Source organism: Geodermatophilus sp. URMC 62 (genome assembly GCF_052931475.1).
This window is the reverse complement of the sequence record NZ_JBRFHY010000001.1, coordinates 1,108,462-1,120,704: the sequence shown is the minus strand read 5'-3', so window position 1 is coordinate 1,120,704 and position 12,243 is coordinate 1,108,462. Positions and strand designations below refer to the sequence as shown.

9 protein-coding genes are annotated in these 12,243 nt (G+C 75.7%); 3 read left to right on the top strand and 6 right to left on the bottom strand.

Going from position 1 to position 12,243, the window contains the following annotated elements:
• Nucleotides 1-660, bottom strand: coding sequence for a pyridoxamine 5'-phosphate oxidase family protein (locus tag ACU616_RS05305; protein ID WP_446757432.1), 660 nt, complete (start codon nucleotides 658-660; stop codon nucleotides 1-3).
• A gap of 85 nt (nucleotides 661-745) precedes the next feature.
• Here ACU616_RS05305 and pdxR point away from each other — a divergent pair, with 85 nt between their 5' ends.
• Nucleotides 746-2,140 (top strand): MocR-like pyridoxine biosynthesis transcription factor PdxR, encoded by a 1,395-nt coding sequence (gene pdxR / locus ACU616_RS05300; RefSeq protein WP_446757431.1) that lies wholly within the window; start codon nucleotides 746-748, stop codon nucleotides 2,138-2,140.
• A 58-nt stretch (nucleotides 2,141-2,198) separates the two neighbouring features.
• Here the strand turns inward: pdxR and ACU616_RS05295 are convergent, their stop codons facing one another.
• Together ACU616_RS05295 and ACU616_RS05290 are read right to left on the bottom strand one after the other, a co-directional pair.
• Nucleotides 2,199-3,311 (bottom strand): 2-oxoacid:ferredoxin oxidoreductase subunit beta, encoded by a 1,113-nt coding sequence (locus ACU616_RS05295; protein WP_446757430.1) that lies wholly within the window; start codon nucleotides 3,309-3,311, stop codon nucleotides 2,199-2,201.
• Nucleotides 3,308-5,251 carry a 2-oxoacid:acceptor oxidoreductase subunit alpha gene (locus tag ACU616_RS05290; protein WP_446757429.1) on the bottom strand — a complete coding sequence of 648 codons (1,944 nt, stop codon included), beginning with the start codon at nucleotides 5,249-5,251 and terminating at the stop codon, nucleotides 3,308-3,310. Before ACU616_RS05290 ends, ACU616_RS05295 begins: the two co-directional genes overlap by 4 nt.
• A gap of 142 nt (nucleotides 5,252-5,393) precedes the next feature.
• On the opposite strand from ACU616_RS05290, the gene htpX reads away from it, so the two are divergent.
• Nucleotides 5,394-6,329, top strand: a complete 936-nt coding sequence (gene htpX / locus ACU616_RS05285; RefSeq protein WP_446757428.1) for a zinc metalloprotease HtpX — start codon at nucleotides 5,394-5,396, stop codon at nucleotides 6,327-6,329.
• 64 nt (nucleotides 6,330-6,393) lie between these two features.
• On the opposite strand, the gene ACU616_RS05280 is transcribed toward htpX, so the two are convergent.
• Nucleotides 6,394-8,175 carry a putative bifunctional diguanylate cyclase/phosphodiesterase gene (locus ACU616_RS05280; RefSeq protein WP_446757427.1) on the bottom strand — a complete coding sequence of 594 codons (1,782 nt, stop codon included), beginning with the start codon at nucleotides 8,173-8,175 and terminating at the stop codon, nucleotides 6,394-6,396.
• Nucleotides 8,176-8,291: 116 nt separating this feature from the next.
• Between ACU616_RS05280 and ACU616_RS05275 the strand changes: the two genes are divergently transcribed.
• Nucleotides 8,292-9,653 carry an aminotransferase class V-fold PLP-dependent enzyme gene (locus ACU616_RS05275; RefSeq protein ID WP_446757426.1) on the top strand — a complete coding sequence of 454 codons (1,362 nt, stop codon included), beginning with the start codon at nucleotides 8,292-8,294 and terminating at the stop codon, nucleotides 9,651-9,653.
• 49 nt (nucleotides 9,654-9,702) lie between these two features.
• Here ACU616_RS05275 and ACU616_RS05270 read toward each other — a convergent pair whose 3' ends face one another.
• Nucleotides 9,703-11,274, bottom strand: a complete 1,572-nt coding sequence (locus ACU616_RS05270; RefSeq protein WP_446757425.1) for a DUF6297 family protein — start codon at nucleotides 11,272-11,274, stop codon at nucleotides 9,703-9,705.
• The gene (locus tag ACU616_RS05265; protein WP_446757424.1) at nucleotides 11,271-11,966 is read right to left on the bottom strand and encodes an ABC transporter ATP-binding protein; all 696 of its coding nucleotides are present in this window, start codon (nucleotides 11,964-11,966) and stop codon (nucleotides 11,271-11,273) included. The genes ACU616_RS05270 and ACU616_RS05265 overlap by 4 nt, the downstream gene beginning before the upstream one ends.
• Nucleotides 11,967-12,243: the final 277 nt, after the last annotated feature.

Sequence of the window (12,243 nt, the reverse complement as noted above, 5' to 3'; positions counted from 1 at the left end):
TCACACCCGTCGGCTGAGCACCCGGTCGGGCACCGGCGTCCCGGCCGGCAGGAGCGGGCACGGCTCGGGCTCCCCGACGACGGTGCGCACCGGCAGCACCCCGGCCCACACCGGCAGGCCCAGGTCGGCCTCGTCGTCGCCGGGTGGCCCGGTCCGCACCTTGACGCTCGCCTCGGTGAGGTCCAGGGCCAGCAGCGCCGTCGCGGCCAGCTCCTTGCGGTCCGGCTGCCGGGTCGCCGTCCACGAGCCCGGCGCCAGGTGCTCGGTGAGCGCCTCCAGCCCGAGCAGCCGCTCGGCGGGGTCGTCGACGAGCCGCGCGGTCCCGTGGACGACGGCGCAGCGGTAGTTCATCGAGTGGTGGAACGCCGAGCGGGCGTAGACCACGCCGTCGACGTGGGTGACGGTGAAGCAGACCGGTCCGCCGGCGGCCGCGGCGCGCAGGGTGGCCGCGCCGGTGGACCCGTGCAGGTAGAGGGTGTCGCCGCTCCGGCCGTAGCCGGTGGGCAGCACGACGGGAGCGCCGTCGAGCACGATCCCGAGGTGCCCGACCAGCCCGGCGTCGAGGACGGCGTGCAGCTCGGCGCGGTCGGTCCGGGCGCGTGTGGCGCCCCGGCGGACGGTGCTGCGGGCGGTGGGGGAGAGCGGTCGTGCGGCGGTCATGCACCCACCCTGGGCCACCGACTGGCCTCCTCCAAGGGCCAGTAGGCTGCCCTTCCACCAGGCCACTCGAGCGAGGAGGTGCGGTGTGGACGTGCCCCCCGTGGTGCTCGACCGCACATCGGGCCGGCCGCTGTCGGTGCAGCTCGCCGACGCGCTGCGCGCGGCGGCCGCGGGCGGGGTCCTGCGGTCCGGGGACCGGCTGCCCTCGACCCGCGAGCTGGCCGCGGCGCTGCGGGTCAGCCGCACCGTCACCTCCGCCGCCTACGACCAGCTGCTGGCCGAGGGGTGGGCCGCCGGGCGGCGCGGCTCGGGCACCTACGTCGTCGGGGCGGCCCCCGCCGGTCCTGCCGTGTCCGCGCCGCGGCCACCGTCGCCGTCCGGGGCCCGGCCCACCGTCGACCTGCGGGCCGGGACGCCCTGCCTGGAGGTGCTCGACCGAGGCGCCTGGCGGCGGGCCTGGCGGGCCGCGGGCGACCTCCCGCCCGACGGCGGCCCGGAGGCGGCCGGGGACCCGGGGTTCCAGCTCGCCGTCACCGAACACCTCCTCCGGCACCGGGGGCTGGCCGCGTCCCCGTCCGACGTGCTGGCCACCGCGGGCACCTCCGCGGCGGTCGCCGAGGTCGCCCGCCTCCTGCCCCCGGGCAGCCGGGTCGGGCTGGAGGACCCCGGCTACCAGCGGGCGGCCGGGGCGCTGCGGGCCGCCGGCGTGCAGGTGGTCCCCTGCCCGGTGGACGACGACGGGCTGGTCGTCGACGACCTGCCGGTCGGCCTGGCCGCGGTCTACTGCACGCCGGCACACCAGTTCCCCCTGGGCCGGCGGCTGTCGGCGTCCCGGCGGGTGGCCCTCGTCGCCCGGGCGCGCGCCGAGGGCTGGTGGGTCCTGGAGGACGACTACGACGGGGAGCTGCGCTACGACGTCGCCCCGCTGCCGCTGCTGGCCGCGCTCGGCCCCGACGTCGTCGTGCACCTCGGGACCAGCAGCAAGGTCGTCAGCCCGACCCTCGGCGTCGGCTGGCTGGTGGCGCCCCCGTCCCTGCGCGCGGACCTGCTGGCCGCCCGGACCGCGACCGGCACCCGTCCGGCGCGCGCGGGGCAGCGGGTGTTCGCCGCGCTGGCCGCCTCCGGCGACCTCGCCCGGCACCTGCGCCGGCTGCGCCGCGAGCTCGCCGAGCGGCGGGCCCTCGTGGTGGGCGCGCTGGCCGGGGCCGGGGTGCCCGCGGAGGGCGACCCGGCAGGGGCGCACGTCCTGGTCCCGCTGCCCGGCCGGGACGCCGAGGAGGCCGCGGTCGCCGACGCGGCGGCGCGGGGGATCGTCGTCGACGGGCTCGGACGCCACTGGGCCGGCCCGGAGCCGCACCGGCCGGCGGCCGGCCTGGTGCTCGGGTTCGCCGCGCCGTCCCGCGCCGAGCTCACCCAGTCCCTGCCGGTGCTGACCACGCTGCTGGCCACGGTGCTGCGCGCGACGCCCGGACGGTCGTGAACGCCGACCGGGCCCGCCCCCGCGGTGCGGGGACGGGCCCGGTCGGGACCGAGGAGGACTACGCGGAGACGGTCCAGGTGTCGCCGCCGGACAGCAGCGCCTCGAGGTCGCCCGGCGCCTGCGTGCGGGCCTCCTCGAGCTGGTCGGCCATCATCCGGTCGTACGTCGCCTTCTGCACCGAGCGGAACACGCCCATCGGCGTGTAGCGCAGGTCCTGGCTCGACAGCCGCGACAGGGCGAACGCGTAGGACGGGTCCTGGCGGGTCGCGTCGTGGACGACGATCTCGCCGGCGTCGACCTGGTTGGTCTCGGCGATCCGCAGCCCGCCGAACTCGTCGCGGACCACGCAGGAGGCGCCGTCCGGGCCGAACACCAGCGGCTGCCCGTGCACCAGCGGGATGGTCCACATCGGGCCGGTGGTCGGGTCCTTGAGCAGGTCGAACGCACCGTCGTTGAAGATGTTGCAGTTCTGGTAGATCTCGACCAGCGAGGTGCCCTGGTGCTCGGCCGCCTGCCGCAGCACGTCGGTGAGGCCCTTGCGGTCGGAGTCCATGGCCCGGCCGACGAAGGTCGCATCGGCACCGATCGCCAGCGACACCGGGTTGAACGGGTGGTCCAGGGAGCCCATGGGGGTGGACTTGGTGACCTTGCCGACCTCGGAGGTGGGGGAGTACTGACCCTTGGTCAGCCCGTAGATCCGGTTGTTGAACAGCAGGATCGTCATGTTCACGTTGCGGCGCAGCGCGTGGATCAGGTGGTTGCCGCCGATGGACAGCGCGTCGCCGTCGCCGGTGACGACCCACACCGACAGGTCCGGCCGGGAGGCGGCCAGGCCGGTGGCGATGGCCGGGGCGCGGCCGTGGATCGAGTGCATCCCGTAGGTGTTCATGTAGTACGGGAAGCGGGACGAGCAGCCGATGCCCGAGACGATGACCATGTCCTCGCGGGCGATGCCGAGGCTGGGCAGGAAGCTCTGGACGGCGTTGAGGATGACGTAGTCACCGCAGCCGGGGCACCAGCGGACCTCCTGGTCGGTCTTCATGTCCTTCGCCTTGAGCGAGGTCTGCTTCTCGCCCTGGCTGTCGACCGAGTCCGCGATCGCCTGCTGGATGTTGGCGTCGATCGGCGTCCCCGGCATGCCGAGGTCGTGCACGTGCGGGGAGGTGGTCACTTCGTGCCTCCGGTGGCGGCGGTGGGAGCGGTGGAGTCGATGACGTCCTGGACCACCGCGGCGAGCTCGGCGGCCCGGAAGGGCAGCCCGCGCACCTGGGTGTGGCTCTGGACGTCGACGAGGTACTTCGCGCGCAGCAACAGCGACAGCTGCCCGAGGTTCATCTCGGGGCAGACCACCCGGTCGTAGCGGCTCAGGACCTCACCGAGGTCGGCCGGCATGGGGTTGACGTGCCGCAGGTGGATCTGGGCGACCGAGCGGCCCGAGCGGCGGATCCGCCGGCACGCCGCGCCGATCGGCCCGTAGGTCGAGCCCCAGCCGATGACCGCCACGCGGGCGTCGCCGTCGGGGTCGTCGACGTCGGTCGGCGGGATGTCGGCGGCGATGCCGTCGACCTTGGCCTGCCGCAGCCGGGTCATCAGGTCGTGGTTGGCCGGGTCGTAGGAGATGTTGCCGGTCCTGTCGGCCTTCTCCAGCCCACCGATGCGGTGCTGCATGCCCGCGGTGCCCGGGACGGCCCACGGGCGGGCCAGCGTCTCCGGGTCGCGCAGGTAGGGCAGGAACTCCGGCGTCCCGTCGGCGGCCGCGCCGTTGGGCTCGGTGGCGAAGTCCACCGTCAGGTCGGGCAGGTCCTCCACCGACGGCACCGACCACGGCTCGGCGCCGTTGGCCAGGTAGCCGTCGGACAGCAGCATGACCGGCGTCCGGTACTTCAGCGCGATCCGCGCCGCCTCCAGCGCCGCGTCGAAGCAGTCACCGGGGGAGCGGGGCGCGATGACCGGCAGCGGCGCCTCGCCGTTGCGGCCGAACATCGCCTGCAGCAGGTCCGACTGCTCGGTCTTGGTCGGCAGCCCGGTCGAGGGGCCGCCGCGCTGGACGTCGACGACGACGAGCGGCAGCTCGGTCATCACCGCCAGACCCAGGGCCTCGGACTTCAGCGAGACGCCGGGGCCCGACGTCGTCGTGACGCCCAGGGCACCGCCGAAGGAGGCACCGATGGCCGAGCCGATGCCGGCGATCTCGTCCTCGGCCTGGAAGGTGCGCACGCCGAAGGACTTGTGCCGGGACAGCTCGTGGAGGATGTCCGACGCCGGGGTGATCGGGTAGGCGCCGAGGAACACCGGCAGGCCCGACCGCTGACCGGCCGCGACCAGCCCGAGGGCGAGCGCCTGGTTGCCGGAGATGTTGCGGTAGCGGCCCGGGGCCATGGGGGCCGGCTTGATCTCGTAGGAGACCGCGAAGGCCTCCGTCGTCTCGCCGTAGTTGTAGCCGGCGCGGAAGGCGGCGATGTTCGCCGCGGCGATCTCGGGCTTGCGGCGGAACTGGCGCTCGAGGAAGCGGACGGTGCCCTCGGTCGGCCGGTGGTACATCCAGCTGAGCAGGCCCAGCGTGAACATGTTCTTGCTCCGCTCGGCCTCCTTCTTGCCGAGGCCGGTGTCCTTGAGCGCCTCCAGCGTCATGCTGGTGAGCGCCACGCTGACGACCTGCCAGCCGTCGAGGGAGCCGTCCTCGAGCGGGCTGGTCGCGTAGCCGACCTTGGCCAGGTTGCGGGGGGTGAACTCGTCGCTGTCGACGATCACCAGCCCGCCGCCGGGCAGGTCGGCGAGGTTGGCCTTGAGCGCCGCCGGGTTCATGGCCACCAGGACGTCGGGGGCGTCGCCCGGGGTCATGATGTCGTGGTCGGCGAAGTGCAGCTGGAACGAGCTGACGCCGGGCAGGGTCCCCGTCGGCGCGCGGATCTCGGCCGGGAAGTTGGGCAGCGTCGAGAGGTCGTTGCCGAAGGACGCGGTCTCGCTGGTGAAGCGGTTGCCCGTCAGCTGCATGCCGTCGCCGGAGTCGCCGGCGAGCCGGATGACGACGCGGTCGAGCTCGACCACGCTCTTGACGAGGCCACCGGGGGCCGAGCTGCCGGGCGTGGTGGACGGTTCGAGAGCAGTCATCGTGTGCTACCTCCAAAGACCACAGGTTACGGGCGTGTGACCCGGCTGGTCGCGTGACGCGGATCACGTCAGCGGTTGGCACGCGTGGCGTTCGGAGGCGACAACCGAGCGTGGCCGCCGGGGATTCCGGACGCTGCCGTCCGTGAGCGGCGTCACCCGTCGGACCCGGGAACGGCGGTCGGGGGCACTCCGTTCACGGGGGGTGCGGCGCTGGGGCAACGAGGTGCGGACCGCGCTCCTGCTGGGGCTGATGGCCGGTCTCGTCCTCGCCGCGGGTGCCCTCGTCGGCGGCCGCGGGGGGCTGCTGGTCGCCCTCGTCGTCGCCCTGGGGGTCAACGGCTGGGCGTGGTGGCGCTCCGACCGGCTGGCGCTGCGCGCGATGCGCGCCTTCCCGGTGACCGAGACGCAGGCGCCGGGCCTGTACGCGATGGTGCGCGAGCTGGCCACCGAGGCACGCCAGCCGATGCCGCGCCTCTACGTCAGCCCCACCGACCAGCCCAACGCGTTCGCCACCGGCCGGACCCCGCGCCGCGCGGCGGTCTGCTGCACGCAGGGAGTCCTCGAGCTGCTCGACCGCCGGGAGCTGCGCGCGGTGCTGGCCCACGAGCTCTCCCACGTCTACAACCGCGACATCCTCCTCAGCTCGGTCGCCGGCGCGCTGGCGACCGTCGTCACCTACCTGGCCCACCTGGCCGCGTTCGGCGCGCTGTCCGGCGGCCGTTCGGAGGACCGCGGCGGGGGCAACGTGCTCGGCACGCTGCTGCTCGTCGTGCTCGGGCCGCTGGCCGCCGTCCTGGTCCGGCTGGCGGTCGGCCGCGGCCGCGAGTACCAGGCCGACGCCGACGGCGCGCGCCTGTCCGGTGACCCGCTGGCCCTCGCCGACGCGCTGCGCCGCATCTCCCGGGGGGCGGCGGCCCGCCCGCTGCCGGCCGACGACCGCCTGGTCACCCAGAGCCACCTGATGATCGCCGCGCCCTTCCGGTCGGCCGGGCTGGCGGCGCTGTTCGCCACCCACCCGCCGATGGCCGAGCGGATCGCCCGGCTGGAGCGGATGGCCCGGGGGCCCCGCGGCGGCTGAGGTGCCCTACGGCCGCGGCCCCGCGCCGGGTGGCGCGGGGCCTCGGTGGCGCGGGGCCTCGGTGTCACGCGGGGACGAGCATCGCCGGCTCGGACCGGCGCCCGGTCAGCAGCAGCTTCACCGCGTCGCCGGGCACCAGCGGGCGGGAGAAGTGGTAGCCCTGGCCGAGCGGGCAGTGCAGGGCGCGCAGGGTCTCGACCTGGTCGCCGGTCTCGAGCCCCTCGGCCACCACCTCCAGGTGCAGGTCCTGGGCGAGCCGGGTGATGGCCGCGACCACGGCGTGCCCCTCGGCGCCGGTCGTCACCCCGTCGATGAAGGACTTGTCGATCTTCAGGGTGTCGATCGGGAAGCGCCGCAGGTAGCCCAGCGACGAGTAGCCCGTGCCGAAGTCGTCGAGGGCCAGCCGCACACCCAGGGCCTTGAGCTGGTCGATCTTGCGGGTCGTCTCCTCGGTGTCGTGCGCGAACAGCGACTCGGTGATCTCCAGGGTGAGCAGCGACGGGGCCAGGCCCGACTGCCGCAGCGCCTCGGCGACGTCCCCGACCAGGTCGGGGTGGTGGAACTGCCGGACGGAGACGTTGACGCTCATCCGCAGCCGGCCCAGCGGCGAGCGGTGCTGCCAGACGGCGGCCTGCCGCGTCGCCTCCTGCACCACCCAGCGGCCGATCGGCACGATCAGGCCGGTCTCCTCGGCCAGCGGGATGAACTCCAGCGGGGACACCAGTCCCCGCTCGGGGTGCCGCCACCGGACCAGCGCCTCGAACCCGACGACGACCTGCGTGCGGACGTCGACGATGGGCTGGTAGTGCAGCTCGAGCTGCTCGGCGTCGAGCGCGCCGGACAGGTCCGCCCGGACGGCATCGCGCTGCACCTGGGCCGTGTGGTGGCTGGGCTGGAAGACCTCCAGCCGGCCCTTGCCGCCGGTCTTGGCCGCGTACATCGCCAGGTCGGCGGCGCGCAGCATGCTGATGGCGCTGGCCGCGCACGCGTCCGAGGTGGCCAGGCCGATGCTCAGCCCGGTGCGCACCACGTGGTCACCGATGCGCGTGGGCGCCCGCAGCGAGTCGAGGATGCGGTGCGCCACCCGCTCGGCCTGGTGCGCGCTGCCGGGGCCGGTGAGCAGGATGGCGAACTCGTCACCGGAGAGGCGGGCCACGGTGTCGGTGTCGCGGACGCTGCCGACCATGCGCTCGGCGAGGAGCCTGATCAGGGCGTCGCCGCCCTCGTGCCCGAGGCTGTCGTTGGCCGCCTTGAGGTTGTCGACGTCGAGGAACAGCACGGCCGACGGCGTGCCGGACTCCCGGCGGGCGAGGTCGGCCTCGGCCATCCGCTCCATGAACAGGGCGCGGTTCGGCAGGCCGGTGAGCGCGTCGTGGAAGGCCTGGTAGCGCAGCCGGTCCTCCAGTTCCTTGCGGCCCTCGACGGCGCCGAGCAGGCTGTTGAAGGCGCGGCCGGCCTCACCGATCTGGTCGTCGGAGTCGACGGTGATCCGCTCGAAGACCGCCGCCGACCAGTCGCCGGAGCTGGTGGCGGAGGTGATGACGCCGGTCGCCGACCGCAGGTGGCTGCCGAGCACCTCCATGCGGCCGCCGACGACCCCGCGGCACAGCGCGTAGTTCATCGCGCCCACGAGGAAGCCGGCGACCAGGCACGCGGAGGCGAACAGCGGGCGGTCGGCGATGGTCTCGGGCACGCCGAGCAGCACCGCGAACGGCGGGAACACGAAACCGACGGCCAGGCCCAGGCCGACCATGTAGATCGCCATGTCCCAGAAGACCCGGGAGGTCAGGCGGAAGGCCCGGCGGGGACGCGGCTGCGCCTCGGCGCCGGTGTCGTGCATCGTCATACCGGGCAGATCGGACCTGCTCCGACGTGACTTGAGCGACCACACGGGAGGTGCCTCCCCCGGGTGAGATCAGGGGAGTCGCTCAAGTTCGGCGCCCGGAGGTCGATCAGGCTGCCATGGAGATGACGCTGTCCTTCACGGCCGGCCAGTACGTGGGCGACGACCTGTGGGTGTCGGTGCTCGACGGGCAGCCCCGCCAGTACGTCGACCTGGACACGGCCGCCACGAGCTCGGCGTCGGTCGTCGTCGCCCGGGCGGTCCAGGAGTTCCTCCCCTGGTACGCGAGCGTGCACCGCGGGGCCGGCATCCGGTCCCAGCTCACCAGCCGGCGCTACGAGGAGGCGCGCGAGACCGTCGTGCGCTTCGTCGGCGGCGACCCGGCCACGCACACCGCGCTGTTCCCCCGGAACACCACCGAGGCGATCAACCTGCTGGCCTTCCGCCTGGGGCTCACCCGGGACGACGTCGTCGTCACCACGGCCGTCGAGCACCACGCCAACCTGCTGCCCTGGCAGCGGCACGCCCGGCTGCGCGTCGTGGACGTCGACGAGAGCGGCACCTTCGACGTCGCCGCGGTCGAGGCCGCGCTGGACCAGCACCCGCGGCCGCGCGTGCTGGCCGTCACCGGCGGCTCCAACGTCACCGGCTGGCTGCCCGACCTGCGGGCCATCGCCGCCGCGGCCCGCCAGCGCGGCGTCCTGGTGGTGGTCGACGGCGCCCAGCTCGTGCCGCACCGCCCCGTCGACATCACCGCCCTGGGCATCGACGTGATCGCCTTCTCCGGCCACAAGATGTACGCGCCGTTCGGCGCCGGCGCCCTCGTCGTCCCGCACGCGCTGCTCGCCGCGGGAGAGCCGTTCCTCGTCGGCGGCGGCGCGGTGAAGGCCGTCTCGTTCGACGACGTCGTCTGGGCCGACGGTCCTGACCGCGACGACGCCGGCTCGCCGAACGTCGTCGGCGTCGTGGCCCTCACCGCCGCCGCGGACGAGCTGCGCAGCGACGGGTGGTCGTCGGTGCGGGCGCACGAGGACCACCTGGTCCGTGCCCTCGACTCCGAGCTGCGCTCCGTCCCCGGCCTGCGCCGGCTGGGCCCGGTCACCGGGGACCGGCTGCCGGTCGCCGCCTTCAACCTCGAGGGCGTGCCGCACGGGCTGCTCGCCGCCCGGCTGGCCAACGAGTGGGCGATCGGCACCCGCAGCGGCTGCTTCTGCGCGCACCCCTACATGGGCCGGCTGCTCGGTCTCTCCGAGGCCGAGGTGGCCCAGTTCCACGCCGACGTCCGCAGCGGGGCCCGGCACCGGCTGCCGGGTGCGGTCCGGGTCAGCGCGAACCGGCAGACCTACCTCACCGACATCCCGCTGCTGGGGCAGGCGCTGCGGGAGATCGCCGCCACCCCGCAGGGCGCCGAGGAGTACGTGCTCGACGTGCGTGGGGAGTTCGTCCCCCGGCGGCGGTCGCTGACCCCGGCCGTCGTCTGACCGTGCCGGCGGCGTCCGGGCGAGGACCGCGCGGCACGGGGCGGTGCCGTCACCGGGCCCGGTTGCCGCGGCGGGCCACCAGGGCGAGCGCGCCGGCGCACAGCAGCGCCGACCACGCGAGCTGGACGGCCAGCAGGAACGGTGTCGGCCCACCGGAGACGAGGGCCACGGCGAGCGGCAGGCTGCCCACCAGCCCGACGTCGACCCCCTGCACGAGCGTCGCCCCCACCCCGGTGGGGACCACGCCCATCGGGGTGGCGACGACCGGGCCGGACCAGTCGATCTCGGCACGGAAGGCGCCGCGCAGCGACGCGGCGGCCCAGGCCGGAGCCGTGGCGGCGCACAGGCCGGTCACGAGGGCCGGCGCGTGGCTCGCCACGCCGATCAGCAGCCCGGTCAGCGCGGTCACCGCCGTGAGCAGGGCGAACGGCACGACGGCACGCGCGACCGTGACCCCGGCGGTCGAGAGCGGCAGCAGGCGGTCGAGCGCCGGGGCCGTCTGGGCCTGACGCGCCGGGTGACCGGCCGCGACGGCCGCGAGCGCCCAGCCGGCCACGCACGCGGTCCACACGGCCAGGGGGAGGGACCCGAGCCCCGCGGTGTAGGCGACCACGACGGGGACCGCGATCGCGACCAGCGCCTGGCCGAGGTGCCAGGGGGAGCGGACCAGCGCGGTGCCGTCGGCGGCGACCACCGCCTGCCAGGCGCCGGAGACGCGGGCGAAGCGGCGGCCGCGCCGGGGCGCGCGCGGACGGCGGGCGGCCAGCGCCCGGCCCAGTTCCCGGGTGTCGAGCGAGACCGCCGAGGCGGCCGCGTGCTGCGACGTCGCCCCGAGCGCGCGCAGCTGCGCGGCGCCCAGCCGGTCGAGCCCGGCGACGGCGCCGGCGAGCAGGGGGACGGCCGCGGCCGCCAGCACGACCGCACCGCCGGTGGGTGCCGCAGGCAGGGAGGGGACGACCCCGCCGCCGGTGAGCGCGGACGCGGTGCCCACGGCGACCGCCGCCACGGCCGTCCCCACGGCCACGGTGCCGGCGACCGGCGCCAGCCGGCCCGGTCGCCCCCGCGTCTGGTTGAGGGCCACGGCCCCGACCACGGCGGCCGCACACCCCGCCGTCCCGGTGAGGACGGCGGCGACGCCGGCGGGGGAGGGGGTGTCGGTCAGGGTCAGCGCCGGCGGCAGGGCCAGCACGACGGCGGCGCCGGTGACCGCCGTGACGACCCGGACCAGCTCCCCGCGCAGGAGCTCGCGGCGGCCGGCCGGCAGCGGCAGCCACCAGGCGGCCGCGGCGGGAGTGCTGCTCACCGGTCCCAGCCGGTCCAGGCAGACGACGAGACCCGCGACCGCCAGCGAGACGGCGACCGCGGCGGTGACCCCGGCCGGCAGCACGGGCACGGTGACCGGCGCCCCGGCCAGCGAGATCCGCTCGCGCAGCGAGGCGACCGCCCCGGCGAGCACCGCGACGCCGATCGCCACCGAGACCAGGTGGCCGTAGACCTCGCCGAGCCGGGCGGTCAGCGTGGTGTCGGCCCGCGCGGCCGTGGCCCGCCGGGTCAGCCGCCGGACGGCGGCGCCGGAGAGCTCGGCGGCGCGGACGGCGACGACGGGGGACGAGCCGGTCACAGGGTCGGGAGGACGTCGGCGGCCGCGGAGGGGTCGAGCCGGTGGCAGGCGGCCTCGCCGAGCAGGAGCACCTCGTCGGCCACGGCGCGGAGGAAGTCGGCGTCGTGGCAGGCGAAGACGAGCGCGGCGCCCTCGTCCCGGTGCCGGGCCAGCCGTCCGGCCAGCCGGGCGCGCATCCCGGCGTCGAGACGCCGCTCGGGCTCGTCGAGCACGACGAGCCGGGCCGGCCGGACGAGGGCCGCCGCCAGCGCCAGCCGGCGGCGCTGCCCGGACGACAGCTGCGACGGCAGGGCGTCGACCCGGTCGGCCAGCCCGAACGCCGCCACCTCGGCCTCCACCACCGCCTCGGCGTCCCGCACCCCGTGGCCCCGCGCGGTGAGCAGGTGCTCGCGGCCGGTCAGCGACGGGAAGAACGCGTCGTCGTCGAGCACGCAGGCCACGTCCCGGCGGAAGTCGGCCCGCCGCTCGTCGACCTCCCGGCCGTCGAGGGCGACCGTCCCGCCCAGGGGGGCGAGGAGCCCGACGAGGGTCTGCAGCAGCGTGGACTTGCCCGCGCCGTTGGCGCCGACGAGGCCCAGCGCCCGCCCGGGCCCCAGGACGACGTCGACCGGCGCGCACACCGGCTCGGTGGCGTACCCGACCAGCAGGCCCTCGGCCCGCAGCAGGGCCGCCCCCGCGCTCCCCGCGGTCACCGTCCCACCACGCCGGGCCGCCCCGCGCCTCCGCCGGCCGCGCGCCGGGGCCGGGACGGGGGGCGTGGCACCGCGGGCGGCAGCCGGCTCAGCGGTAGTTGTCGAACTGACCTGGGGTTTACGGCTGTGTGCGGCATTTGACGGAACCCGGGGCTGACCTGCACGTTCACCGCTGAGCAGTGTTGATCAACGACGGTTGAAGTTGGCCGAGTTGCGGACCATCTGCGGACTCTGCGGACTGTGTGCGGACTGAGAGGAGTGATCCGCGGGCCCGCCG